The sequence below is a fragment of the Herpetosiphon gulosus genome (assembly GCF_039545135.1).
Taxonomy (GTDB): domain Bacteria; phylum Chloroflexota; class Chloroflexia; order Chloroflexales; family Herpetosiphonaceae; genus Herpetosiphon; species Herpetosiphon gulosus.
In genome coordinates this window covers 49,233-74,586 of the sequence record NZ_BAABRU010000005.1, presented here as the reverse complement: position 1 = coordinate 74,586, position 25,354 = coordinate 49,233, and the positions used below count along the sequence as shown (strand labels likewise).

The following is a 25,354-nucleotide window of genomic DNA, read 5'->3' as shown; positions in this document are numbered from 1 at the left end:
TGAGGGATGAAAACGTTCGTGAAATTTGTGCAATTCGTGGCTAAAAATGCTTCGCGGTTGCGTTCTTCGTGCTCTTCGTGGATCAAAACTTGATCTCTCGTCCTCGACAACCGATCCGATGCTCTATGTTCTTTGCTCTATGTTCTATCAAATTCAAGTACAATAAGGCCGAATGAACTCTGGCCTAGATGTGAGGTGTTTGTGGATAACAAAGTTATCTACTCGATGATTCGGGTGAGCAAAATTCATCCGCCGAATAAGCAAGTTTTGAAGGATATTTCGTTATCCTATTTTTATGGGGCAAAAATTGGCGTACTGGGTACGAATGGCTCGGGTAAATCCAGCCTGTTGCGCATTTTGGCGGGCGTTGATCAAGAGTTTCAAGGCGAAACGGTTTTAGCTCCAGGCTATAGCATCGGCTATCTTGAGCAAGAACCCCAACTTGATGCCAGCAAAACGGTGCGCCAAATTGTTGAAGAAGCGGTCAAGCCCGTCGTCGATGCCTTGCGCGAATACGATGAAATCAACGCCAAATTCGGCGAATCTATGAGCGACGACGAGATGGATGCGCTGATCCAACGTCAAGGCGAGGTGCAAGATAAGCTTGACCAAATGAATGCCTGGGATTTGGATAGCCGCCTCGATTTCGCCATGGATGCGCTACGCTGTCCCCCATCCGATACACCAGTTGAGGTGCTTTCTGGTGGTGAACGCCGCCGCGTGGCGCTCTGTCGGCTGTTGCTCGAAGAGCCAAGCATTTTGCTGCTCGACGAACCAACTAACCACCTTGATGCTGAATCGGTGGCTTGGCTTGAAAAGCACTTGCAAGAATATCCTGGCACGGTCATCGCGGTCACTCACGATCGCCACTTTTTAAATAATGTGGCTGGCTGGATTTTGGAGCTTGATCGAGGTCAAGGCATTCCGTGGAAAGGCAATTATTCATCGTGGCTTGAGCAAAAACAACAACGCCTAGCCAATGAAGAAAAAGCCGAATCGCAACGCCAAAAAACTCTCCAACGCGAGTTGGATTGGATCAACATGGCTCCCAAGGCGCGTCAAACCAAGAGCAAAGCCCGGATCAACGCCTACGAGCAATTGCTCAGCCAAAATACTGAAAAAGCTCAAGGCGAATTGGAAATTTTCATTCCACCAGGGCCACGTTTGGGCGATATCGTGATTCGCGCCAATAATGTGAGTAAATCGTTCAGCGATAAGTTGCTCTACGAAAACTTGACCCTCGATTTGCCTGCTGGCGGGATTGTGGGCATTATTGGACCAAACGGTGCTGGTAAAACGACCTTGTTCCGCATGATTACCGACCAAGAACAGCCTGATAGCGGCGTGTTTGAAGTTGGTTCAACCGTCAAATTGGCCTATGTTGACCAAAGCCGCGAAACGCTTGACCCCGAAAAAACTGTTTGGGAAGAAATTTCCGAAGGTGCTGAGCAGATTCAGCTTGGGCCACGCACGGTCAATTCACGCGCCTATGTGGCTCGATTCAATTTCTCAGGCTCGGATCAACAAAAGAAAGTCGGCGGCCTCTCTGGTGGTGAACGCAACCGCGTGCATCTAGCCAAAATGCTCAAATCGGGCGCAAACGTTATCCTGCTCGACGAACCAACCAACGACTTGGATGTGCATACCCTGCGAGCCTTGGAAGAAGCCTTGGAAAATTTTGGCGGCTGTGCCGTGATTATTTCCCACGATCGCTGGTTCCTCGATCGGGTTGCCACCCACATGCTGGCCTTTGAAGGCGATAGTCAAGTAGTTTGGTATCCTGGCACCTACAGCGAATACGAGGCTGATCGCCGCAAACGCTTAGGCAGTGCCGCCGATCACCCGCATCGCATCACCTATCGTAAACTACGCCGCGATTAATTTCCCTCGCCCCCTCTCCCGCCCAGCAGGCGAGGGGGAACCACTGATCCCAAAAGCCCCTCATCCGCCGCCGTGGACGAGGAGTTGGGGTGAGGGGTCAAACTATCAAAGCGCTGCTTGATCGATTAATTTAATTCCACCCCAAGCTGTTGCATGCGACCCAAAGCATAGGCCAACTTTGGCGCTGTCTCAGGGAAATAGATGCCTGGCGCAAACGCTTGGCTGCCATCTAAACCCAACATGGTTTCAAGCTGAATTACTGCTCCCACTGCGGTCAAATGAGTTTGGCCTTGGCGATCAACAATCGTTTTGGTCAATTGCTGCGGCTTGCCAGCATGATCACGCCCGCTGATCTGCCACACCAATTCATGGGCTGCGCCCTTGCCAGGATTGTAGAGCAAGGCATGGCGCAAACGGTCAAAACGCCGATGCATCAACAATTTCCATACCCCAGAACGCGCTAAGCCCAACAACAAACCCATAGTCAAACGATCATCAAAGGTGATGCGGGCTGAAACACTCGCCGCCTTGGTGCTTTGTGGCAATGTCCATTGATCGGGCGTATCAAAACGATAGGTTTTGGCGCGATAGCCATTGGGAAAGGTCACGGTTTGCGGCTCGGTATAAGGGTAAACCTCACGTGGCTGATGTTTTTCAGTGATCGTAAACGGCGTAGCAATATGCTCCATATATTCAATTGAATTTGGCCCAGCTTTATCCTTGAGCGAAAATAGCACATGCAAATCCATTTGTTCGGTTTGGGCTAATTGCTGGGTCGCCGCAAACGCCACCACGCTGGCCAAGCCCGCCATCCAGTGCGAAGCAAACACCAACGGAGCCTTGAGCGTATTGCGATCAATCCCATTCAAGGTTTGTTGCAGCCGTGATGTCCAACGGGTGATATCAACCAGCGGAATCCCCCGCGACACCGCTTCTTGCAACACATAATCATGCGGATCATTGACGGCATTGATGATGGCACGTGGTTGCAACTCCGCCAAGGGCTGCGGTTTGAACACATCGACCGCCGCCGCACTGGTTGGTCCGCCAAGTTCGGCGACCAATTGCTGAGCTTGCTGTGGGTTACGCCCCGCCAAAATCAAGGCCAAATCAGGGTGACTCTGGCGCAGAATCTGGGCAATCTGCGAACCAACCACGCCATAACCACCTAAAATAACGATTGCTTGCATTGCTAGCTCCTTGTAGATATATCGTCATTTCGGAATATAACGATATGTTTGGTAAAAAAATAGCTATTCGTAGGTACAGGTTTTTAAGTAGGCCACTAATTCCTCGGCATAGGTCACCATGCGTTGGTTATCAGCTTGGTAAATCACCTCTTTACCTTGGCGGGTCGAAATCAACAAGCCCGCGCGTTTGAGCATGGTCAAGTGTTCCGAGGCGGTCGATTGGCCAATTTGGGCTAGTTCGGCAATTTCGCCGACTGTGAGCTGATGATGGTTGGCAAACAAAAACAAAATCGTTTGACGGGTTTCGTTGCCCAAAGCCCGCAAAAAAGCTTGAATTTCCGTTGGGAGTGCCGCTGTCATGCTCAACCTTCATTTCGCTAATATCCGATATGATAGCTTAGTTTATTGCAAAAGTAAAGCCCCAAATTAAACCAACCATTCCAAGGCCAGTGGGGCAGCAGCATTGCTCGCCCCATTCAGTCATTAATTAACTGAGATCAATGGCCGATTGATTGTGGTGATATAACCATAATCGATTGCGCGACTGGTGTTGTAGCTAAACCCACGTTCTTCGAGCATTGGGTAAAGATAGGTTGGCTGGATATCAGTCAAGGTCAGTAATTGCTGGCCTGGCTCCAAGGTCGTCAAGGCTTCCAAGGTATTGACCAAGGGCAAGGGTGTTTTAAGGCCACGATTATCGATCACTCGATGTTGTTGTAGCACTGGCCGCGCCGCAAACCATTGCTCTTCGCCAGGCAATTGGCGATACAAATAACAATCCCAGCGCTCACGATTTGGCCGTTGCCAACTCACAAATCCCTGATGATCTAAGGCGGCACTAATTGGCTGAGGATCAAATGAATTAACTAATAATAAGACCATGCCAGCGGGCACTGCTTTGGCGCTGCGCAAAATCAATTGCACCGGATCATCAACCTCGTTGGTTAATTGATCAACCTGGATTGTGCGATGAATTGGGCGTTCTTGCAGCCAAGCTGGTGGCTCTTGGGAGCTAACTTCGGGCTGATTAGTAGCATTTAAGGCCTGATTGACCGCCATCAACAATTGATCAACTTCTAAGTGCATCATTTGCGCCAGTTGGCTGAGCGTCAACCAACGGCTTAAAATCCGCCGCAAATGCGGATTCGACAACCGAGCCAGCCTTGGCACGTTCAATACGAGCCAATCTTCTAGCTCAGGATACCGTCCCAGCAATTCACCAACACGCATCGTTGCGGTAATCATCGCAGCCTCCCCCAGACCTTCAAAGCCTGTTGCCGTTGCGTGGCCATACCGATCCTCCTTTGTCGTAATTCAGTTTAATCAGCCGAGCGCAGCCGCTAAAGTGTGAATTTGCTTACGCTATGTAACAATTTCTTCACGATCACCACCACGGTTAATCGGCCAAAGCTCGCGATCGGCCCGCAACCGTTCATCCCAAGAAGGCTGTGCTATAATGCCCCGTATGTTTCAACAAGCAACCCAAGCCAGAATTGCGATAAAAGGTGTAACCCATGGCAGATGATCGACAGTTGGTGGATGAAATTCAGGCAACAAACACGCTGGAATTACCAGTGCTTCCACTCATCAATACCGTGCTTTTCCCGACAATGGTCACCCCACTTTTTGTAGCCCGCGAGCTATCAATGGCTGCAATCGAGGCGGCGATGAGTGCCGATCGGCAAATTGTCGCGGTAGCTCAACGAGCGATTGAAATCGAGGAGCACGATACCAGCCAACTGTATCAGGTCGGGGTGATTGCCCATATTGAGCGGGTGCTCAAACTGCCCGATGGCACAACCTCGGTCTTGGTGCAAGGCCAACAGCGGGTGCAAATTGTCGATTGGCTGGCAACCGAACCCTACATCAATGCCCAAGTGCAGATCATCGAGCCAGCCCATGAATCGAGTTTGGCGATTGAGGCCATGATGCGCGGCGTGTTGGCTTCCTATGAAAAAGTGGTCAAACTAAGCCGCACTATGCCCGATGATGCTTATGTTGCTGCGCTCAACCTTGAAGATGCCAGTGCCTTGGCCGACTTAATCGCCTCGACCTTGCCACTTGATATTGTTCGTCGCCAACAATTGCTCGAACTTTTTGAGGTCGAGGAGCGCTTACGCCGATTGAGCGTGGTGCTCTCGCAAGAGATTGATGTGCTTGAATTAGAGCATCATATTCAAAATCAGGTGCAAAAAGAGGTCGATAAATCACAGCGCGATTTCTTCCTGCGCGAACAACTCAAGGCCATCCAAACCGAGCTAGGCCAAGAAGATCCATTGACCCGCGAATTGAATGAATTGCATGATCGAATTGTCGCGGCCAATTTGCCTGCCAAAGCTCAAACCAAAGCCTTAGAAGAGCTTGGCCGCTTGGAGATGATGCCACCTGCTGCGCCTGAATATAGCGTTATTCGGACATATTTGGATTGGCTACTTGAACTGCCATGGTCGAAAACCAGCGCCGATGTTGATGATCTTGAAGTAGCGGCCAAGGTGCTCGAAAATAACCACTATGGCTTGAAAAAAGTTAAAGAGCGAATTTTAGAATTTATTGCCGTGCGTATGCTAGCTGGTGATAGTACCAAATCGCCAATTTTATGTTTTGTTGGCCCGCCAGGTGTCGGTAAAACCAGCCTTGGCCGCTCGGTGGCCGAGGCACTAGGCCGCGAGTTTGTACGGCTTTCGCTTGGTGGCGTACACGACGAGGCCGAAATTCGCGGCCATCGCCGGACCTACATCGGAGCCATGCCAGGCCGCATCATCCAAACCATGAAAGATGCAGGCACGATCAATCCAGTTTTTATGCTTGATGAGATCGATAAGCTGGGCAACGATTTCCGCGGCGATCCAGCGGCGGCCTTGCTTGAGGTACTTGATCCTGAGCAAAATAATACTTTTGCCGATCACTACCTTGATCTGGCGTATGATCTTTCGAAGATTATGTTTATCACCACTGCCAACATGCTTGATCCAATCGACGAGCCATTGCTTGATCGGATGGAGATTGTCGAGCTACCAGGCTATATCGAAGAAGAAAAAGTGCAAATTGCGCGTAAATTCTTGATTCCCAAGCAAATCGAGGCCAATGGCTTGAAGCAACATCCAATCACGATCAGCGATGAAGCCTTGCGCCAGATCATTCGCACCTACACGTGGGAAGCAGGTGTGCGCAACCTTGAGCGCGAAATTGGCGGCATTTGCCGCAAAATTGCCCGCCGCGTCGCCGAGAAAAAACGCTATCCCCACCGGATCACGCCAGCCATGCTCACCGATTTCCTTGGTCAACCGCCATTTGACTACAGCCGCGCCAACGATCGCGATGAAATTGGCGTGGCGACAGGCATGGTTTGGTCGAGCAACGGTGGCGATGTGGTTGCAATCGAAACCGCGATTGTTGACGGTAAAGGCACAACGACCCTCACTGGCCAACTTGGTGATGTGATGCAAGAATCAGCCCAAGCAGCGCTGTCGTATGCCCGCGCTTCATCACGCCGTTTGGGGATCGATGGCAAACGCTTCGAAAAAATCGATATTCATATTCACGTACCCGAAGGTGGTGTGCCCAAGGATGGGCCGTCGGCAGGGATTACCTTAGCCTGTTCGGTCATTTCGGCCTTAACTCATCGGCCATTACGCCGCGACGTGGCCATGACTGGCGAAATTACCCTACGTGGGCGGGTGCTGCCAATCGGCGGGCTACGTGACAAAATTTTAGGGGCATATCGCGCTGGCATCACCACCATGCTGATTCCCAAAAAGAATTTGCGTGATTTGGAAGAAGTGCCCAACAATGTGCGCCGCCAAATAACCGTGGTTGCAGTTGAACATATGGACGAGGTTTTACCAATTGCCTTTGTCTCGAACCCGCTTGAGCGCGGCAGCCAACATACCAGCGAAGGTGATCAAACCAACGTGGTACTACCGACGATCACCCAACCGCAGCTTGGCTCAGTCGAATTGTGATTTATTGCGCAAGTTGGTAAGCTCGGAAGTAAACTCACCCTCGTAAGCTAGGATTAAAGTCATCCATTCAAGTAGCACTATCGCGTACTCTTGGCATGGTATCTGCCTAGATAGCTACATGAGATTACGCGATTGGACGCAGGAAACCTGACCTTTGCGAGGTTTTTAAATCGATCCACATTACGGGGGTATTGCAGATTATGCAACATATCGTGGTTGTTGATGATACACCAGCCTTAGCCGAATTAGTCATGCGCATGTTGACCCGCTATGGTTATAGTGTGCGCACGCTGAGTGGCGGGCTGCAATTAATTGAATATATGCGCCAACATCGCCCAGCACTTGTACTACTCGATGTAGGACTCCCAGTCAAAGATGGTTGGACGCTGATTCGCGAAATTCGCATGCAGCCTGATTTAGCCCATATTCCGGTGATTGCAGTCACGGCTCATGCCGCCGACGAAGACCGCCAACGCGCCTTCAGTGCTGGCTATACCAATTATCTTTCTAAGCCGTTTGATGTTCAAGATTTATTGCAGATGGTACGCGGATACGTGCCATCGGCAGTCTAGAGGAGTCGTGTGTGGCTGCCCGTTCAATGCCAACAATCAACTTGCCAACCCAGCTAAAGGCTCATCTTCAGGCAGGCCATCCATGGGTCTACCGCGACCATGTGCCGCCTAGCACTCGTTTAGCCAGCGGCACATGGGTGCGGCTACATTGTGGCAATTGGCAAGGGTTTGGCTTGTGGGATGCTCGCTCGCCGATCGCTTTGCGCATTTTTTCGAGCCGCATGCAGCCCGATGCCAACTGGATCAAAGCGGTCGTTCAGCAAGCATGGCAGGCCCGTAAACCATTGCGCCAAACCGCCACCACTGCCTATCGTTTGCTGTTTGGCGAGGGCGATGGCCTACCTGGGATCACCGTTGATCTCTACAATCAATATGCCGTGATTGCGACCTACGCCGATTGTGTTGAGGTATTGATTGCCGATGTGGTCAAAGCCTTGCAAGCCAGCGTGCCGCAACTGCGGGGAGTGGTGCGCCGCCGCCGCGACGATAGCGAAAACGACGATGAAACTGGCAAAATTGAGTTGTTGTGGGGCGAATTGCCACCAGCCCAATTGGTGGTCGAAGAACATGGCCTCAAGTTGATTGCTAATTTGTTTGAAGGCCAGAAAACAGGCTTATTCCTTGATCATCGGGAAAACCGCCATACCATTGAGCAATGGAGCCATGGTAAAACGGTGCTCAATTGCTTCTCATATACTGGAGCATTTTCGTTATACGCTGCTCGTGGCGGAGCAACTGCCACCACCAGTGTCGATATTGCACCAGCCGCCGCCCACGATGCTGAGCAAAATTTTATCCTCAACGGTTTGATGAACGAGCACCAGCGCTTTTTGGCCCGCGATTGCTTCGATTTTCTGAGTCGCACGATTCAGCGTGGCGAAACCTATGATTTGGTGATTCTCGACCCGCCTTCATTTGCCCGCTCCAAGAAAAATATTCATGCGGCCACTCGTGCTTATGTCAAACTCAATGCCTTGGCGATTCAATGTGTCGCTAAGGGTGGGCTATTGGCCTCGGCCAGTTGTACCAGCCAACTTTCGCCCGCTAATTTTCGCTTGATGCTGGGCGAAGCCGCTGCTCAAACCGATCAGCAATTGCGAATTATTCATGAAGCTGGGCAAGCGCTCGATCACCCAGTCCCAGCCCATTTTAACGAAGGCCGCTATCTCAAATTTGTGCTCGCTCGGGTTGATGAGCGTCTGTAGCATTGCCCTGACCCCCTTCTTTCAAGGGTAGGTTATTAGCAAAGGCACAGTAGAGGGACAGTCGATGTTCATACCCTCACCCCCTAGCCCCCTCTCCCGCCGAGCGAGCGAGGGGGAATCTCTCCATCATGACGATTGGAATGCCCCTTGCCCGTCGCAGTGGGCGAGGGGTCGGGGTGAGTGATTGTTACTAGTCATTCTATTACCCCCATTCCCAGCCTTCGCGATTTCTGCGTTACTGATCCCTCACCCCTGAATCCTGACCCCTCACTCCACCCCTAATCCCAAAATAGCTCATTTATGCTAAAAAGCCCAATTTATGCTACAATAGCAAGGCAGAATGTGTATCTACGAGGAGCCTGAGCAATGCCAATTCGTGTTTTAGACCCAACTTTAGCTGCCCAAATCGCTGCTGGCGAGGTAGTTGAACGCCCCGCCTCGGTCGTCAAAGAATTAATCGAAAATTCGGTCGATGCTGGCGCTACCGAGATTCGGGTCGAGGCACGCGAGGGCGGCAAACGCGAATTGCGCATCCAAGATAATGGCTCTGGGATTGCCAGCGACGAAGTTGAAACGGCATTTTTGCGCCATGCCACCAGCAAAGTAACCGAAATCGACGATTTATTTTCGATTCGCACGCTGGGTTTTCGTGGCGAAGCCTTGCCTTCAATTGCCTCGGTAGCCCAAGTAACCTGCCTTACTCGCACTGCTGCCGATGAAGTTGGCACTGAATTGCGGATCGCAGGTGGCGAAATTCAGGCGAAAACGCCGCGCGGCTGCTCGGTTGGCACAACCTTCACGATTCGCAATTTGTTTTATAACACCCCAGCAAGGCTCAAATTTATGCGCTCTGATGCCACCGAAATGAGCCAAATTAGCACGATCGTGACCCAATATGCCTTGGCCTACCCCAACATTCGCTGGACATTGCTGCTTGATGGCAAGCTGGCCTTGCAAACCCCAGGCAATGGACGCTTGCTCGATGCCTTGATCGAATTGTATGGGATTGATGTTGGCCGCGAGATGATTAGCGTTGATCGTACCTCGGAAGCCGAGGATGAAACCGTGCGCGTCCATGGATTTGTCAGCCAGCCCTCGACCTTTCGCGCTGCTCGTTCGTATATGCATTTATTCGTCAATCAACGCTGGATCAAGCCGCAAGGCAATTTGGTGTATATGATCGAAGAGGCCTACCATACCCTATTAATGAAGGGCCGCCATCCGATTGTGGCCTTGAACATTGAGCTTGAGCCAGAGGCGGTTGATGTAAATGTGCACCCAACCAAGAGCGAGGTCAAATTTCGCAATCAATCGCATGTCTATGGCGCATTGACCAAAGCGGTGCGTGAGGCCTTAGCCGCTCAAAGCACCATTCGGGCTTGGACAGGCTTTGGAGCCAACGACAGCGTCAATCGGCGGGTCGAATTACGCTCACCCAACGGCGAACGACGTAGCGCAAGCAATGATGCACCCTTGTTTGATGATGCTCCTGTTGTGCCACGCCCTCAGGTTAATAATTATCCTGATGACGATTTTGATTCAACCGTGAATTTGCCGCCAATCGCCAACCAAGCGCGGTTTGAAACGCCAGCCACGAGCCAAACCCGCAGCTTCTTGCCGCCTCAGCAACAGGCCTTTGATCCAGCGTATGCGCCGAGCATGCCAGCCCCAGGCGAGGCCAAATTGCCGATGCTGCGGGTGGTCGGCCAAGTTAACGAAACCTATATTGTGGCCGAAAGTAGCGATGGAATGTATTTAGTCGATCAGCATGCGGCCCATGAACGGGTGGTTTATGAGCGCTTGATGGCCGAACATCAGGATGTACCGATCGAGCGCCAGACCCTGATGTTAGCCCAACCGATTGAATTACCACCAGCGGTCACCCGTTTGCTCAGCGCTCATTTGGCCGATTTGGAGCAATGGGGCTTTGAGGCCGAGGAATTTGGCGAAGGCACATTAATGTTGCGAGCTGTACCGAGTGGCTTGCATGTTGGTCAAATTGCCACCGCCCTGATGGAAATCGCTGATCATTTGAGTTATGAAGGCGGGGCCACCAGCGACGATCGGCGTGAAAAAATGCTGACCACAATCGCCTGCCATAGCTCAATTCGCGCGGGCAAAACCCTAACCCACGAAGAAATGCGCCAACTGTTACAACAACTTGAGCGCTGCGAAATGCCACGCACCTGTCCGCATGGCCGCCCAACCATGCTGCAAATTACTCAAGGCCAAATCGAACGCCAATTTGGGCGCAAAGGCTAGGGATCAGGGATCGGTTGTTGGGGGCTAGAGATCGGGATCTAACGCAGAGGCACAGAGACGATTTAGGGGTCAGGGGCCAGCGATCAGGAGTCAGGATTGACGCTTGGGTTCGGTAATGCAAATCTGACCCCTCGCCCCTGAATCCTAACTCCTCACCCCTTCGTGCTCTTCGTGTCCTTCGTGGATCAAAAACTCCCGATCCCCAAATTTAGATTTGCCAAATAAACAAGGCAAGCGTTGCTAAACTAATAGCGATGATTTTGCGGGCAGTCAATTGTTCGCGGAACAATGGTACGGCAATAATCGCGGTGATTGGCGTTTTGAGGTTGATAGCCAACAATACAAATGGCAAGGTTGCCGCATCGGACATGGCTTGGGCATGCATCATTGCCACAAAACCGCCAAAGGTGATCAACCCAACCACCGCGCCCCAACCCCATTCGTGGCGACGCACTTGCGGGGTAAGATGCAAGCCAGGAATCACCCCAGCCGCAAAATCAACAAACATCAGCAAGCCAATTTGTGCCCCAAAATTTCGTGCATAGGTTACAGCAGCAAAACTTGAAACCACCAACAAGCCCAAACAAACATAGGTGGCATTGCTCAGCTTCTCGCTACCTTTAACTTGAGCACCAATGAGCACGGCAACTGCCGTTAACACACACGCCAATAGATTGCCAAGGGTTGGATTGCCCGCCTGCGACGGTAAATTGATCGTAACCGAGCCAAATTGCAACATATTCCAGGCAGCGGGCAAGAGCAAAATAATCACCCCAGCCACCACTAGATCCAAATTGCTGATCGCAAAAACCAACGAGGCAGGCGAATGCTCCAAGGCTTTAGCCCGAGCAATCGTGGCAAAATAAAAGGTCACGCCCGCCAAAAAGGCCAAAATCGCCGCAGGCCACGACCATGACTCGCCACTGGCGATAAAATAAATCAGCCCACAAATTGTTGCAATCACGCTTGACGCATAAACCATCTGGGCCGGACGTGTCCGACTAGCAAGCGCTTTGAAGAGCAGTGACAATCCCGAATACGCCACTACTGCCAAAGCTGTTAATCCAAAAACCATAGTGTTCCACCTTGGTGTGTCAATAAAAAGCTCAATGCTGGTTGGAACAGAGACGACAAAAAAGCGCGGGAAGACCCGCGCCCAAAGACTCATCAGCGAGGCTACTCAGTAATCGTCTCGCCTGCCGCCGTCCAGGGCGGCTCGACGATACATAAAAACTCTAAGCATTGCTCGCCATCGTTGCGCAACCATTGCGAGCAACGTGGCGGAATATAGTAATACGAGCCAGCCTCGATCGCATGGGCCTGACCATCAAGCACCATCGTTCCATGTCCAGCAATGATGTAGTATACCTCAGATTGTTCAAGCCAGTGATCGGCAGTGCGGCAACCAACATCAATGTAGGCATGCGCTAAACTATAGCCAATTTGAACTGGCTGCTGAGCTGGATGCAGCAATTCGCGCAAATGGCAACCATCGCCAGCGACAAACTCGGCTTGATCACGCAGATGGGCCAAAAAAACTCGGTCGCTCATTCCATCCCCAAGTAGGCCTTTTGCACGTCTTCGTCTTCGCGCAAGGTTGCGGCATCGCCAGCTTTAACAATCGCCCCAGTTTGGAGCACATAGGCCCGATTTGCAATCCCCAAGGCCATCAAAGCATTTTGCTCAACCACCAAAATGGTTGTACCTTGGCTGTTGATATTTTGAATAATTTCAAAAATCAGGTCAACCAACACTGGAGCCAAACCCATCGATGGTTCATCAAGCAACAACAAGCGAGGCCGCGACATCAAAGCTCGGCCAATTGCCAACATTTGCTGTTCGCCACCAGAGAGCGTACCACCACGCTGGGCAACCCGCTCCTTCAAACGGGGAAACAGCTCAAACACCCGATCCATATCGCTAGCAATTTCAGCTTTATCGTTGCGGGTGAATGCACCCATTTCTAAGTTTTCGCGCACGGTTAGGTTGGCAAAAATCCGCCGACCTTCAGGCGATTGCGAAATACCCTGCGAAACAATTTTATGGGCGGGCACACCATTGATCGGCTTGCCTTCAAACAACACTTGGCCTGCACGAGGCGGCGTAATGCCGGAGATTGTCCGCAAGGTTGTGCTTTTCCCAGCGCCATTCGAGCCAATCAGGGTCACAATCTCGCCTTGATTAATCTCCAGCGAAATGCCCTTAAGCGCATGAATGTTGCCGTAATAGGTATGTACATTTTGCAATTGCAACATCGCGAATGTCCTTATCATTAAAGGATGAAGGATGAGGGATGAAGGATGAAATACCAAACCATCCAATCGATCCTTCTTTATAGGCAACCACGAATGCTAGGCCACAGCGATCGGGTTTTTAGCCAGAAGTTTTGAATTATGCTAAGCGACTTAGCGTTCTTCGCAGCCTTCGTGGTTCCAAACCCGACCCCTAGTCCCTAATCCCTGACCCCAAACCTAGGCTTTATCAAACACTGGAGCGCCGCCGCCTTTGCCCTTGGCGGCATGGCCTGTGCCAAGATAGGCTTCGACGACCTTGGGATCAGTTTGAACTTCGCGTGGCAAGCCTTCGGAGATTTTAATCCCGCGATCAAGCACGGTCACCCGCTCGGAAATACCCATGACCACTTTCATATCGTGTTCGATCAGCAGCACCGTAAGATCGCGCTCATCACGTACCTGATAGATCAACTTGGTCAGGGCATCGGTTTCTTTGGGGTTCATACCAGCGGTTGGCTCATCGAGCAACAACAATTTGGGGTTGGTTGCCAACGCCCGTGCCACTTCCAAACGGCGCTGATCGCCATACGGCAGATTTTTGGCCATTTCGTCAGCACTGTTGCGGCCTAAGCCCACATATTCAAGTAATTCAAAGGCTTTATGCCGAGCCTCTTTTTCCTCGGCTCGCATGCTGGGCGTGCGAAAAAGCGTGCCCAACAAGCCAGTCTGCATACGGCAATGCTGACCAACCAAGACATTTTCGAGCGCCGTCATATGCGCAAACAAGCGAATATTTTGGAAGGTTCGGCCAATTCCCAGTTTGGTTACTTCGCTGGGCTTGGTGCCGTTGATCCGCTGGCCATCGAAAATCATGTCGCCATCGCTAGGCGTATACAAGCCAGTGATCATATTGAAGAAGGTCGTTTTACCAGCGCCGTTGGGACCAATCAGCCCAACAATCGAACCTTTTTCAATCTCAAATGAAACATCGCTCACGGCGGTTAGGCCACCAAAACGCTTGGTAATGCCGCGAGCTTGCAGCAAAGGTGCCATAGCAGGTCTCCTACGCCGCCACCGACGGATCAGCTTCCGCCTCGGCTGCAACGCTATTGATATTGATCGGATCATCATCGGCATGCAATTCGGCTTTGCGGCGCTCGTTGGGCAACAAACCTTCCGGTCGAATCAGCATCATCACCACCAACACGATGCCAAACAACAGCAAGCGTTGTTGGGTCAAATCTTGGAGTGCTGAAACCCCGACCGTACTTCCACCGGTGGCGCGGGCCCTCTGGTCAGCAATATCGCGGAACAATTCGGCACCTTTGGGGATAAACATCTTATCAGCGCCCTGAATTAGCAAGCCACCGACAATCACCCCGGCCATATTGCCCAAGCCGCCAAGAATCACCATACATAACAAGATGATTGAAACGCTAAAGTCGAATGAGCTTGGGAAAATCGCCCCGATGAATGCACCATAGAATGCACCACCAAAGCCTGAGAACATTGCACCCATCGAAAAAGCTAGCAATTTGGTGCGCACCACGTTGATACCCATAGCATCGGCGGCCAATTCATCCTCGCGCATGGCCATCCAAGCGCGGCCTTGGCGTGAATCACGCAAGCGGTTGATGAAGAAAATTGCCAAGCCCATGATGATGATCAATAGGTAATACCAAGGAATTTTGTTCGATGGCTCGAAATTGCCAATCAAAGGCAAATTTGGCGGCGAGATTGGGTTAATCCCTTTATTGCCACCAGTTAAGTCCATCTGCTCAATCCCAATTGGCATGCCGAAGAAGCGCAAGGTCAAGGTTCCGGCAGGTGGGCCACCACCAAGGTTGCGGAACAGAATCGGCACAATTTCGCCGAAACCAAGCGTTACAATCGCCAAATAGTCGCCGCGTAAGGGCAATGTGGGTGCACCCAAGGTCAACCCAGCAATTGCCGCCACTGCCGCCGCCACCCAAATCACCAACCAAAAACTTAGGTTGATGCCAAGGTGTGGCGATGAGAGCATGGCGGTGGTGTAAGCGCCAATTGCAAAGAAGGCAGCATAGCCTAAGTCGAGCAAGCCCGCATAGCCCACCACAATATTCAAGCCCAAAGCCAACAGAATAAAGATATAAATCGGAATCAAGGCATCGAGCAAAAGCAAGTTGCCAGCCCGATCAATCAGCGGAATCAACAACACAGGCAGCGCAATCACTGCCAATAGTGGAATGTTGGGGCGTAAGGGCAAGGCTCGGGCTGCACTGGCTGCCGCGCCTAATAATGCGCCGGTGATGGTACAAAAGACCAACACGAACAGCAAAATCAGAATATCGCTGCCTAAGCCCAGCAGATCGGCCAAAATCACTGTTTCAGATAAATGCTTAGCAAAATCATTGGCTGTCACGCCTGCGGCGGGAGCGATCACAAATGCGGTCAAAAAGAGAGCGAGGGCCGTCCAAGCACCAGCAATTGCGCCAGCGCCAGCACCCAAAACGGCTCCAGCTTGGGGCGTTGCTTGCGGTTTGCGTTGAAATGCTAGCAAACCAGCCCCCAAGCCACTGAGCATACCCGCAATAATCGCCACACCTGGTTTTTCGGGGCCATAGACAATCGTCATAACAGCACCGAACAACCCAGCGATCAAACCACCTTTAACCATATCGGGCAAGGGCGCACTATAGAGCAAACAGAGTGCGGCAATGAATAAACCACCAATTAAGGCTGAACCAAGCTCAAGATTAGGATAATTCCATAAAAAGAATGTTCCAATTGCGAAGCCAAGCCCGCCAGTTATCGCATAGCGCTTTGTATTTGGCATACAATCCTCGTTTCTAGGCTTTTTGGCCACCTTCTTGTCCGAGCAAACCAGTTGGTCGGAAGAGCAAAATCAAGACAAGAATGGCGAAAATCACCGCATTCGACCAGCGTGTGCCAATATATTGATCGCTCAAAGAGAGCACCAAGCCAATCAGCAAGCCACCCAAAGCCGAACCAAGGATATTGCCAATACCGCCAAGTACCGCCGCCGTGAACGAGAGCAAGCCAGCGGTAAAGCCCATGGTAAATAAGGCTGTCCCGTTGTAGAGGCCAACGATCATACCGGCAGCACCGCCCAACGCGCCACCAATAAGGAAGGTTACGGAGATGGTGCGGTCGGCGTTGATGCCCATCAAACGTGCTGCGTCACGGTCTTGGGCGGTTGCGCGAATTGCTTTACCAAGCTTGGTAAAACGCACAAACGAATATAAGCCCGCAAGCAAGCCAAGGCTCACAACAGCTACCAACAGATCTTTATAGGTATAGCGCAAACTAGCAGGCACAAAAAAGACTTGACCATTTGGTAGCAAGTCGGGGATGTTCTTGGGGGCAACCGATTGACTACCCATTGCATCAGCCACCCGACCAATTGCATCTGAGCCCAGCCCGGCAGCAATTTTATCCCAAATCAGACCATCGCCCAGGAAGATCCCAACGTTCTGCAAGACAAACGACATGCCAATCGCTGAAATCAAGGGGGCCAAGCGTGGAGCATTGCGTAAGGGTCGATAGGCAAAGCGCTCAATCCCAGCATTCAAGAAGGCGGTACAGAGCATCACCAAGCCCAAAATGGCAATTAACGAAAAGAAAATCGTTAAGCCTGAACTGGTTTTGGGGTCTAAGCCAAATAAACTAATAAAGATCAACGAGAGAAATGCCCCAATCATAAATAAATCGCCGTGGGCAAAGTTGATCAACTCTAAAATCCCATAGACCAAGGTATAGCCTAGTGCAATCACTGCAATGTAGGTGCCTTTGGTCAAACCAATCACGATCTGTTGCATGAGTTGACCTGTATCGCCAATCATCTCAAGCAAAATCGTTTGGTAAATGGGAATGGCAAAGAATCCGAGGAAGATAATCAGGCCGACAATCGAAAAAGCCCGTCGCTTGGTCAGAAATGGCTCACGTGGTACAAGCGGAGCCGACTGCGGCGACGTTGGAGTTTGAGATGCTGCCATAGCGCGTTATTCCTCTGTACCCAGCAAGGGGCTGGCAACGACACAATCCACACAGGGGAAAGGGACGATCAGCAGAGGATCGTCCCTTGGAAACGGTATCTAACCTTACTTGAGGATTTGTACGAATTCGAACACGCCATTCTTGATTTGCTGGCCGCTCATTTGGGTCAGGGTGGTGTCGCCGCTTGCGTCGAAGCTCCACTTGCCCAACACGCCATCAAAATCTTTGGTTGCGAAAACGTTTTTCAAGATGGTTTCGCGGGTGAGGCTATCGCACGATTTGTTGATCGCAGCCAACGCCACATTGGTTGATTCGTAGCCGTACACAGCGTAGGCTTCTGGTTCAGCACTGAATTTGGTCTTGTAGGCGTTGTACCATTCGGCACCTTTGCCTTCAAGTTTAGCTGGTGGAACGCCACCGAAGGTCGCATAAACGCCTTCAGCGTTATCAGCACCAGCAGCGTCGATAAAGGCTTGTTCGAAGATCCCGTCTGGACCCATGAACTTAACTTTATCGGCGGTCATACCAGCAGCCCGCATATCTTTGACCAATTGGCCTGCATTGCTTTGGGTGATCCCACCGAAGTAGATCATGTCGGGGTTAGTTGCAGCAATTTTCGACATCAAAGCTTTATAATCGCTCGCTTTGGCATCGATGCTATCGCGGCCTGCAATCTTGATCCCATTCTTTTCAGCGGTGCTAGCAAATACGTCAGCAATCCCTTTGCCATACAACTCGGTATCATCCAAGATGTAGACATTGGTTACGCCCAATTCTTTGGCCCAGTTGCCTGCGGCAGCGCCTTGTAAATCGTCGGCTGGCACCACGCGGGTGTAGTTACGCGTACCTTTGGGATAGTAAACGCCTGGTTCACCAGCATCGCCTTTGCCATCCTTGGTCAAGCCAGGGTAGGTATTGGCAGGGCTGATCATCACAATCCCAGCATTGTTCAAGATCGGAATCGAGATCTTGGCAGCACCTGAGTTGAAGGTCCCGATATAGACCATCACATCTTTGTTTGAAGCAGCTGCATTGGCGTTTTCAGCTTCTTTCGCTTCATCCCAAGCGCCTTTAGCTGCGGTTGCATCATCAAGGTCTTCGTATTTGATTGTAGCTTTGCCTTCGCATGCTGAGTAGTTGGCTTCTTCTAAACGCATCTTAATGGCGTTTACAATGGTATCTGTTTGTCCTTTTGAGGAACCGGTGCGGGGTAAGCTACTAACAATCGTAACCGTGGTTGATGCTGCGGTTGTGCCGCCACTTTCAGTTTGGGTACCACATGCGGCCAAAATCACCATGATCATGGTCAAGACAAGCGAGAATGAAAGGAAACGTTTCATAATTCCAGTTGCTCCTTGTTTAAAAGCGAGGAAAGCCTAAAACTGGCTAGCCCAAAGCCATACATGGTTTTAGTGATGAGGCAAAAACCTCCTTAAAAGCCACATTCAACGCAAAGGTGCAATCATTGAACGACGGCTACCTGCAATGGTAGCGGGTTGGATTGGGAGAAAGTAGAGGGTCTTATAGGGCGGTAGTGTACACAACGACCATGGTTTTGTCAAACAATCGAGGTAGGACAATTTGGAGGGATGAAGGATGAAGGATGAAGACCCATAATCATATCAATCTGTGTCAATCTGTGGCTAGCAAACAGTCTTCGCGATCTTCGTGGTCTTCGTGTCCTTCGTGGATCACAAAAAACTAGCCCCTTTTTGCCGATTTTGCTTGTACAATACCAAATACCTGAGTCGCAGTGGACGAAAGGAGCAAACATGCGACGGATTGTGATCCTGCTGGGCTTGATTTTGAGCCTGATTCTCATCCCCTCGAATTCGCCCTCAACCAGTGCCGCCGAGCCTTCGCGTCCGGTTTTTGCCTACTACTATGGCTGGTGGGGCAGCCAAACCTGGTATCTCGACAAAATTCGCGACCGCCCGCTGGAACTCTATGAGAGTGACCGCGATAGCACCATGCTCAACCATATTCGCCAAGCCAAAAATGCTGGCATCGATGGTTTTATCTGTACATGGCGCTATACCTGTGCCCGCTTATTGCAATTGGCTGAGCAAGAAGGCAATTTCAACGTGGTATTCAGCGTTGATCCGGTTGCCGATGGCACGCTTAACTCAACGCAGGCAATTGTCGATAATATGCGCGAAATGGCCGGCCTCGCTAGCAGCAATGCCTATTGGCGCTGGGATGGCAAGCCAGTTTTCGTCTTCTGGAACGATACAATTTTGCCTGGTGGCCGTGGTTCGCTCAGTGATTGGACAGATCTGCGCAGTCGTGTTGATCCCAATCGCAATCAATTTTGGCTTGGGGGCGGGGTAAATTTCAGCCTGCTCGATGTGTTCGATGCGATTCACTTTTTCGATATTACCTGGGAACGTAAGCAGGGCGATGCGATGAATTCGTATAGCCGCAACTTGCGCGAATATAACAGCAGCCGCAATAGTAACAAACCATTTGTGGCAACTGTTATGCCTGGTTATGATGATTTGCTCTATCGCAACGGTCACTTCCGCGATCGCGAAAACGGCAATTACTATCGCGCTGGCTGGGATACGGCGATCAATTATCAACCCAAGGCAATCATTCTAACCAGTTGGAATGAATGGTATGAAGGCAGCCAGCTTGAGCCAAGCCAAGCTTATGGCAACTTGTACCTCGATATTTCACGCGAAAAAATTAGTGCCTTCAAAAATAATGTGCCGCCAATTCCCGATGGCTTCGCCGATGCCAATTTTGAAAAAACCTGGCAACGCACCGATAAGCCTGTGCAAGATGGCCGCACCAACCGTTCATGGGTTTGGGGGCCAGCAATCGCCAAAGGCCAATACGAGCCATATGGTGGCAGCACGCGGCTCGTCCAATATTTCGATAAATCACGCATGGAGGTCAATAATCCCAACGGTGATCGCAACCAGCCATGGTTCGTCACCAACGGTTTATTGGTGGTCGAGATGATTCGCGGCCAAGTCCAGATTGGCGATAGCTCGTTCGAACAACGCATCCCTGCTGATGAAGCCTTGGGCGGCGATCCACGAGCAATTAACGATGTTGCACCGGGCTATAGCTCACTGCGCAATGTATTGACCAACCAGCCCGATAAAACTGGACAAACCATCAGCACCCAACTCAAACGCGATGCGACGACCAGCGGCATTACTGCGCCAAGCGTTGTCACCAACGCCCACTATGTCAGCCAAACCCAGCATAATATTCCCGATGTCTTCTGGAATTTTATGAACCAAACTGGCACGGTCTATGAAAATGGCCGCTTTGTTAACGACAAACAAGTTGTTGATTGGGTTTTTGCCTTCGGTTATCCACTGAGCGATGCCTACTGGATGCGGGCAAAACTTGGTGGCACTGAAACCTGGATGTTAGTCCAAGCCTTTGAACGGCGGATCTTGACCTATACCCCAACCAATGCACCTGCCTTTCAGGTCGAGATGGGCAATGTAGGCCAACACTATCGCCGCTGGCGCTACGGCAACTAGGTTAAATTGATCAATAAAAAATGCGCCCACTTCAAAACACGAAGTGGGCGCATTCATTTAATCAAGTCTATTGAGGGCAGCGCAAGTTAACGCACTCTGGGCCTTTGAGAATAAACTCATTGAAGAAGGCGCGAATGGCAGTTTCATCAACACTATCCAGCAATTGGCGATGGTTCCACGCAGTCATGGCAATTTTGGTATCCATATTTTCGCGGCTAACCAAAATCGTGCGATATTGTTCAGCGCTTAAAGCGGTAAACAATTTAACTAATTGATCGTTTTCTGCGGCGCTCAAGGCACTCGGCTTGAACCAAATAATTACCCCACCATGCTCCATATTGTGCACAATCCGCTCATCTTCAGGGGGATTGGTTTGGTACAGACCCCATTGAGCAGGGCCAGCCCAGTGGCTGCCCGAGGTTGGGGGATTTTGCTTGTAGGCGACTTTTTCGCCATCGGCAACATGTTGTTGGCCTTCATCAGGCAATTCTTGAACAACCCCAGTCGTTGAGGGTGCTGTCGTTCCTTCGGCAACCGTCACCTTTTCAACTTCATTTCCACCATTAAGCACCACAACGGCAATCACCACAATCACCAATAGCACGGCCCCGATGCCAAAAAACAATGGCAAACGCGATTGTTGGCCCACTTGGCGACGACCACGACGAGGTTGAGACATGCGAAAAACTCCTTGAATAACTTAAACTGATTGGAACAAAGCAACTGCAACTTGAGCAGCTACCTGAGCATTATTATTAAGTAAAGCGGTGTTGGTGGCGATGCTTTCGCCTTCAGTTTCGCGGGCCATGGCACTCAGCAAAAATGGCGTAACTGCTGCGCCACGAATGCCTGCTGCTTCGGCTTGGGCAATTGCCCGCCCAATCGCCGCCTCAACAAATTGAGGGTCAAGCGCTTTTTCGACTGGTGGTGGCACTGCTAAAACCATGCCACTGCCCCCGCCATACAGCCGATGGGCGGCCCATGCGGCGGCGGCTTGCGCTGGATCATCAACGCGGCGACCCAATTGCAAACCACTGTGAGCGCTATAAAACGCTGGCAATTCTTCGGTGGTATAGCCAACCACGGGCACACCATAGGTTTCGAGCACTTCGAGAGTTGCTGGCAAATCAAGAATCGATTTAGCGCCAGCGCAGACCACCAAAACTGAGCTTTTGCCCAACTCACCAAGATCGGCTGAAACATCCCAGGTGTCGCGAGCGCCCCGATGCACGCCGCCAATCCCGCCAGTTGCAAACACCTGAATGCCAGCCAATTCAGCGATGGCCATGGTTGCAGCAACCGTAGTAGCGCCATCACGGCCAGCAGCCACAGCGTAGCCAATATCGCGACGGCTAAGTTTGAGCACATCCTTGGCGGTGGCAAAATGCTCAATTTGCTCGTTGGTTAGCCCAACATGCACCAGCCCTTGAATCACGGCAATCGTGGCAGGCACGGCTCCTCCCGCTCGTACAGTCGCCTCAAGTTGCAAAGCAATCTCACGATTATGCGGGTAAGGCAAGCCATGGCTAATCACGGTAGATTCCAAGGCCACCACTGGTTGGCTATTGGCAAACGCTGCTTGCACCTCAGGTGCGAGAATTAACTTCGTCACAATGGATTTCCTTCTGTGTGAATCAAAAACGTGGGTCAGACTCGATCACTTCAATCAAAGCAAAACTATACCATAACTACATCTTCTGGATGCGTGCCGATAGTCCTAAATTAATATTCTAACTTAAGTTACTCAAGAACGAGGGACGAGGGGTGAGGGATCAGAGGCGAGGACTTAGAAGCCTATAGCCTCATTACTTCGTGTGCTTCGTGCCCTTCGTGGATCAAAACTGAACCCTGATCTCTAGCCCCTGCTCCCTATGCTATGTTCTATGCTCTTGCTCTATGTTCTCGATAATCTACCACTAGACTATGATTTTATGGCATAATAGGGCTACTCCACGTTTGAGCAGCAACATCGACCAGTAGCAGCATTTCCCCCATGCTTGTGGAAAGGCTACCACCCCACGTATCCGCAGCGGTCTGACACTATCAAGAATTAGGGGGTTTGATATGGCCTCAATCGGACGGATTGGTCGGAATGTTTCGAGTTTGCCTCGCCCAGACGAATATCCACCATCGAGTATCACCTTTGATTTCATGTCAATGGTCTTTGCGGCATGGTGGTTGATTGGCTTATTCGCTGATGGCGCAGCCCATGCTGCTAACGCCGTGGATACCTTCTTCACTCCATGGCACTTGATTCTCTACTCGGGCTTTTTGGCGGTAGCCTTATGGATCGGTGGGCTACAACTGCGCAATATGTATAAAGGCTACACGCTTTGGCGAGCCTTGCCACGTGGCTATTTACTGGCACTCGTGGGCATCATCTTATTTGCAATTGCCGCCCCGCTGGATTTTATTTGGCATGATGTGTTTGGCTTTGAGTTGCGGCTTGATGCCTTGCTCAGTCCGCCGCACTTGATGCTGATTTCTGGAGCGATGTTATTTGGAACCGCTCCATTGCGCACTGCGTGGATTCGCATGCAGCAAGGTGAAAAATTAGCAGGCTGGCGTGGTGGCTTAGCGCCAATGGTCATGTCGCTGTTTTTTCTGATGGTCACGATCGCCTTTATGACCCAATATGCCCATCCTTTGGCCTCACCCAAGTGGCTTTCATTGCCCTATGTTGGTGCGCCCGAAATTGAGATGTATCGGGCTGACCTGTGGGGCATCGCCTCAGCCCATATCAGCACCTTCGTATTAATTAGTATTTTGCTGTTGTCGCTACGTTTCTGGCCCTTGCCATTTGGCTCGATCACGCTGCTCGTCGGTGGCAGCATGTTCTTGCTGTGGGCGATGCGTGCCTCTCGCGTCATGCAATACTGGCCTGTTTTAGTTTGGGCCGTGGTGATTGGCCTTGCTGCCGATTGCGCTATGCACTATTGGAAGATCGATCGCCATAATCGCTTGGGCATTCGCTTGTTATGTAGTTTATTGCCAGCCGGCTTCTTCCTTGGCTATTACCTGATTATTATGGCTGGGCCTGGCCTCACATGGATTACCCATATGTGGACAGGCATGATTTTCGAGGTAGCAATTGTTGGCTTGATTCTGAGTTTCTTGGTGGCTCCACCCTACGAATCCACGACCAAACCTGCCTAAATCAATCCGATAGGAAGTTCAAATGCACTCCATGCGTCTATGGAGTGCGTTTAATTTAAGTGTAGGAAAACTAGGCTAGATAGCACCTTTTGGTTTACTTAGCGTTTACCTTTTGGCTATCGCCGATTGTTGAATCTATGCTACTATTGGCATATCTTATGACAAGGCGGTCGAGCCATTCTTGCAATTAGCATCCAAGCTGCTAGCTCTTTATCGCCGCCGAACTATCAACCCAAGGAGGCCAAGAATGGCAACGGTCGGCCCAACCAAAACCACTGCATCACGGCTGAATCCGGCCCCTGTCGGCTACCCACCATTCAGTAAGCGCCTTGATGTCTTGTGTATCGTCTTCAGCATTTGGCTGCTGATTGGCCTGTTTATTGATGGTTTGGCTCATGCCGAGCAATTAATCGATACATTTTTCTCGCCATGGCATGCCGTGCTTTATTCGGGTTTTTTGGGCATTACCACCGTGATCGGCACGGTGCAAATTCGCAATATGTATCGCCAATATCCACTGACCAAGGCACTGCCCCAAGGTTACTTTCCGGCCTTGCTGGGGATTATCCTCTTTTCGTTTGCAGCTCCGCTCGATTTGATGTGGCATGAATGGTTTGGTTTTGAGTTACGGCTTGATGCCTTATTCAGTCCTCCCCACTTAATGATTATCAGCGGCGCAATGTTATTTGGCACTGCTCCGTTGCGCACCGCTTGGCTCCAAGCTCAGGCTGGTGCACATCTGCGTGGCTGGCGTGATTTGGGCACGATGGTGATGTCGCTGTTTTTCTTGATGTCTGCTGTCAGTTTCTTTACCCAATATGCTAGCCCAATTGTGAATGCGCCATTTCTCTCTGAGCCATACATTGAATCAACCATGTCGAATATTGATATGCGTGGCATCAGCACAGGCATTATCACCACCCTGGTATTGATTGGAATTTTGCTACTCTCGCTGCGTTTCTGGCCTTTACCATTTGGGGCAATGACGCTATTAATTGGTGGCAGCACTGGTCTGATTTGGTTTGTCCATAACAAAAGCTCGCAAGCCTATTGGCCTGTTGTCGTTTGGGCGGCAATTGTTGGCTTGTTAGCTGATATTGCAATGCATACATGGAAGATCAATCAACAGCGACCCTTGGCAGTACGCTTGGTCTGTAGCCTGCTGCCAGCAAGCTTCTTCCTTGGCTACTACTTGATCATTATGGCTAGTATCGGGCTAAACTGGATTACCCATATGTGGACTGGCATGGTCTTTGAGGTGGCAATTTTGGGCTTTTGCTTGAGCTTAATCGCGATTCCACCGTATACCAAGAGCATAGAGCATAGAACATAGCATAGGGATCAGGGGCCAGAGGTCAGTTTTGATCCACGAAGAACACGAAGCGCACGAAGT

At 50.8% G+C, this 25,354-nt stretch carries 20 protein-coding genes; 8 read left to right on the top strand and 12 right to left on the bottom strand.

What is annotated here, in order from left to right; all coding sequences use genetic code 11:
• Positions 1-201 precede the first annotated feature (201 nt).
• Complete coding sequence (gene ettA, locus ABEB26_RS07980; RefSeq protein ID WP_486348298.1) at positions 202-1,881, top strand: energy-dependent translational throttle protein EttA; 1,680 nt, start codon at positions 202-204, stop codon at positions 1,879-1,881.
• 125 nt (positions 1,882-2,006) lie between these two features.
• Here the strand turns inward: ettA and ABEB26_RS07975 are convergent, their stop codons facing one another.
• The 3 genes from ABEB26_RS07975 to ABEB26_RS07965 form a co-directional block, all read right to left on the bottom strand.
• Positions 2,007-3,071: a saccharopine dehydrogenase family protein gene (locus ABEB26_RS07975; RefSeq protein WP_345721440.1), complete on the bottom strand. Its 1,065-nt coding sequence runs from the start codon at positions 3,069-3,071 to the stop codon at positions 2,007-2,009.
• A 63-nt stretch (positions 3,072-3,134) separates the two neighbouring features.
• Positions 3,135-3,431 carry an ArsR/SmtB family transcription factor gene (locus ABEB26_RS07970; protein WP_345721439.1) on the bottom strand — a complete coding sequence of 99 codons (297 nt, stop codon included), beginning with the start codon at positions 3,429-3,431 and terminating at the stop codon, positions 3,135-3,137.
• Between the two features lie 123 nt (positions 3,432-3,554).
• Positions 3,555-4,316 (bottom strand): DUF2249 domain-containing protein, encoded by a 762-nt coding sequence (locus ABEB26_RS07965; RefSeq protein WP_345721438.1) that lies wholly within the window; start codon positions 4,314-4,316, stop codon positions 3,555-3,557.
• Positions 4,317-4,585: 269 nt separating this feature from the next.
• Between ABEB26_RS07965 and lon the strand changes: the two genes are divergently transcribed.
• The 4 genes from lon to mutL all read left to right on the top strand — a co-directional run bounded on the left by lon (position 4,586) and on the right by mutL (position 11,072).
• The gene (gene lon / locus ABEB26_RS07960) at positions 4,586-7,033 is read left to right on the top strand and encodes an endopeptidase La (protein WP_345721437.1); all 2,448 of its coding nucleotides are present in this window, start codon (positions 4,586-4,588) and stop codon (positions 7,031-7,033) included.
• A 200-nt stretch (positions 7,034-7,233) separates the two neighbouring features.
• Positions 7,234-7,605: a response regulator gene (locus ABEB26_RS07955; RefSeq protein ID WP_345721436.1), complete on the top strand. Its 372-nt coding sequence runs from the start codon at positions 7,234-7,236 to the stop codon at positions 7,603-7,605.
• 11 nt (positions 7,606-7,616) lie between these two features.
• Positions 7,617-8,810 (top strand): class I SAM-dependent rRNA methyltransferase, encoded by a 1,194-nt coding sequence (locus tag ABEB26_RS07950; protein ID WP_345721435.1) that lies wholly within the window; start codon positions 7,617-7,619, stop codon positions 8,808-8,810.
• Between the two features lie 366 nt (positions 8,811-9,176).
• Positions 9,177-11,072 (top strand): DNA mismatch repair endonuclease MutL, encoded by a 1,896-nt coding sequence (mutL, locus tag ABEB26_RS07945; protein WP_345721434.1) that lies wholly within the window; start codon positions 9,177-9,179, stop codon positions 11,070-11,072.
• A gap of 208 nt (positions 11,073-11,280) precedes the next feature.
• Here the strand turns inward: mutL and ABEB26_RS07940 are convergent, their stop codons facing one another.
• The 7 genes from ABEB26_RS07940 to ABEB26_RS07910 all read right to left on the bottom strand — a co-directional run bounded on the left by ABEB26_RS07940 (position 11,281) and on the right by ABEB26_RS07910 (position 18,642).
• Positions 11,281-12,147, bottom strand: a complete 867-nt coding sequence (locus ABEB26_RS07940; RefSeq protein ID WP_345721433.1) for a hypothetical protein — start codon at positions 12,145-12,147, stop codon at positions 11,281-11,283.
• A 101-nt stretch (positions 12,148-12,248) separates the two neighbouring features.
• Entirely contained in the window at positions 12,249-12,623 is a 375-nt protein-coding gene (locus ABEB26_RS07935; RefSeq protein WP_345721432.1) for a cupin domain-containing protein, read from the bottom strand.
• Positions 12,620-13,327, bottom strand: a complete 708-nt coding sequence (locus ABEB26_RS07930; protein ID WP_345721431.1) for an ABC transporter ATP-binding protein — start codon at positions 13,325-13,327, stop codon at positions 12,620-12,622. The genes ABEB26_RS07935 and ABEB26_RS07930 overlap by 4 nt, the downstream gene beginning before the upstream one ends.
• 216 nt (positions 13,328-13,543) lie before the next feature.
• Complete coding sequence (locus ABEB26_RS07925) at positions 13,544-14,359, bottom strand: ABC transporter ATP-binding protein (protein WP_345721430.1); 816 nt, start codon at positions 14,357-14,359, stop codon at positions 13,544-13,546.
• 10 nt (positions 14,360-14,369) lie between these two features.
• On the bottom strand, positions 14,370-16,121 hold the full coding sequence (locus ABEB26_RS07920; RefSeq protein ID WP_345721429.1) for a branched-chain amino acid ABC transporter permease: 1,752 nt from the start codon (positions 16,119-16,121) through the stop codon (positions 14,370-14,372).
• 13 nt (positions 16,122-16,134) lie between these two features.
• Positions 16,135-17,148: a branched-chain amino acid ABC transporter permease gene (locus tag ABEB26_RS07915; RefSeq protein WP_486348301.1), complete on the bottom strand. Its 1,014-nt coding sequence runs from the start codon at positions 17,146-17,148 to the stop codon at positions 16,135-16,137.
• A gap of 258 nt (positions 17,149-17,406) precedes the next feature.
• A complete protein-coding gene (locus ABEB26_RS07910; protein ID WP_345721427.1) occupies positions 17,407-18,642 on the bottom strand; it encodes a branched-chain amino acid ABC transporter substrate-binding protein in 1,236 nt (411 codons plus the stop codon).
• Positions 18,643-19,074: 432 nt separating this feature from the next.
• Between ABEB26_RS07910 and ABEB26_RS07905 the strand changes: the two genes are divergently transcribed.
• Entirely contained in the window at positions 19,075-20,805 is a 1,731-nt protein-coding gene (locus ABEB26_RS07905) for a glycoside hydrolase family 99-like domain-containing protein (RefSeq protein ID WP_345721426.1), read from the top strand.
• Between the two features lie 67 nt (positions 20,806-20,872).
• Here ABEB26_RS07905 and ABEB26_RS07900 read toward each other — a convergent pair whose 3' ends face one another.
• Both ABEB26_RS07900 and ABEB26_RS07895 read right to left on the bottom strand, forming a co-directional pair.
• On the bottom strand, positions 20,873-21,484 hold the full coding sequence (locus ABEB26_RS07900) for a thioredoxin-like domain-containing protein (protein ID WP_345721425.1): 612 nt from the start codon (positions 21,482-21,484) through the stop codon (positions 20,873-20,875).
• Between the two features lie 21 nt (positions 21,485-21,505).
• Positions 21,506-22,417: a pseudouridine-5'-phosphate glycosidase gene (locus ABEB26_RS07895; protein WP_486348297.1), complete on the bottom strand. Its 912-nt coding sequence runs from the start codon at positions 22,415-22,417 to the stop codon at positions 21,506-21,508.
• A 452-nt stretch (positions 22,418-22,869) separates the two neighbouring features.
• Between ABEB26_RS07895 and ABEB26_RS07890 the strand changes: the two genes are divergently transcribed.
• Complete coding sequence (locus ABEB26_RS07890; RefSeq protein ID WP_345721424.1) at positions 22,870-23,961, top strand: hypothetical protein; 1,092 nt, start codon at positions 22,870-22,872, stop codon at positions 23,959-23,961.
• Between the two features lie 247 nt (positions 23,962-24,208).
• Positions 24,209-25,294, top strand: a complete 1,086-nt coding sequence (locus ABEB26_RS07885; RefSeq protein ID WP_345721423.1) for a hypothetical protein — start codon at positions 24,209-24,211, stop codon at positions 25,292-25,294.
• Positions 25,295-25,354 lie beyond the last annotated feature (60 nt).

What these genes read in the sequence shown, in the direction of transcription:
- ABEB26_RS07975 (WP_345721440.1), bottom strand. Translation starts at nt 3,071, where the DNA reads ATGCAAGCAATCGTTATTTTAGGTGGTTATGGCGTGGTTGGTTCGCAG.
- ABEB26_RS07970 (WP_345721439.1), bottom strand. Translation starts at nt 3,431, where the DNA reads ATGACAGCGGCACTCCCAACGGAAATTCAAGCTTTTTTGCGGGCTTTG.
- ABEB26_RS07965 (WP_345721438.1), bottom strand. Translation starts at nt 4,316, where the DNA reads ATGATTACCGCAACGATGCGTGTTGGTGAATTGCTGGGACGGTATCCT.
- lon (WP_345721437.1), top strand. Translation starts at nt 4,586, where the DNA reads ATGGCAGATGATCGACAGTTGGTGGATGAAATTCAGGCAACAAACACG.
- ABEB26_RS07955 (WP_345721436.1), top strand. Translation starts at nt 7,234, where the DNA reads ATGCAACATATCGTGGTTGTTGATGATACACCAGCCTTAGCCGAATTA.
- mutL (WP_345721434.1), top strand. Translation starts at nt 9,177, where the DNA reads ATGCCAATTCGTGTTTTAGACCCAACTTTAGCTGCCCAAATCGCTGCT.
- ABEB26_RS07940 (WP_345721433.1), bottom strand. Translation starts at nt 12,147, where the DNA reads ATGGTTTTTGGATTAACAGCTTTGGCAGTAGTGGCGTATTCGGGATTG.
- ABEB26_RS07935 (WP_345721432.1), bottom strand. Translation starts at nt 12,623, where the DNA reads ATGAGCGACCGAGTTTTTTTGGCCCATCTGCGTGATCAAGCCGAGTTT.
- ABEB26_RS07930 (WP_345721431.1), bottom strand. Translation starts at nt 13,327, where the DNA reads ATGTTGCAATTGCAAAATGTACATACCTATTACGGCAACATTCATGCG.
- ABEB26_RS07925 (WP_345721430.1), bottom strand. Translation starts at nt 14,359, where the DNA reads ATGGCACCTTTGCTGCAAGCTCGCGGCATTACCAAGCGTTTTGGTGGC.
- ABEB26_RS07920 (WP_345721429.1), bottom strand. Translation starts at nt 16,121, where the DNA reads ATGCCAAATACAAAGCGCTATGCGATAACTGGCGGGCTTGGCTTCGCA.
- ABEB26_RS07915 (WP_486348301.1), bottom strand. Translation starts at nt 17,148, where the DNA reads ATGATTGGCGATACAGGTCAACTCATGCAACAGATCGTGATTGGTTTG.
- ABEB26_RS07910 (WP_345721427.1), bottom strand. Translation starts at nt 18,642, where the DNA reads ATGAAACGTTTCCTTTCATTCTCGCTTGTCTTGACCATGATCATGGTG.
- ABEB26_RS07905 (WP_345721426.1), top strand. Translation starts at nt 19,075, where the DNA reads ATGCGACGGATTGTGATCCTGCTGGGCTTGATTTTGAGCCTGATTCTC.
- ABEB26_RS07900 (WP_345721425.1), bottom strand. Translation starts at nt 21,484, where the DNA reads ATGTCTCAACCTCGTCGTGGTCGTCGCCAAGTGGGCCAACAATCGCGT.
- ABEB26_RS07890 (WP_345721424.1), top strand. Translation starts at nt 22,870, where the DNA reads ATGGCCTCAATCGGACGGATTGGTCGGAATGTTTCGAGTTTGCCTCGC.
- ABEB26_RS07885 (WP_345721423.1), top strand. Translation starts at nt 24,209, where the DNA reads ATGGCAACGGTCGGCCCAACCAAAACCACTGCATCACGGCTGAATCCG.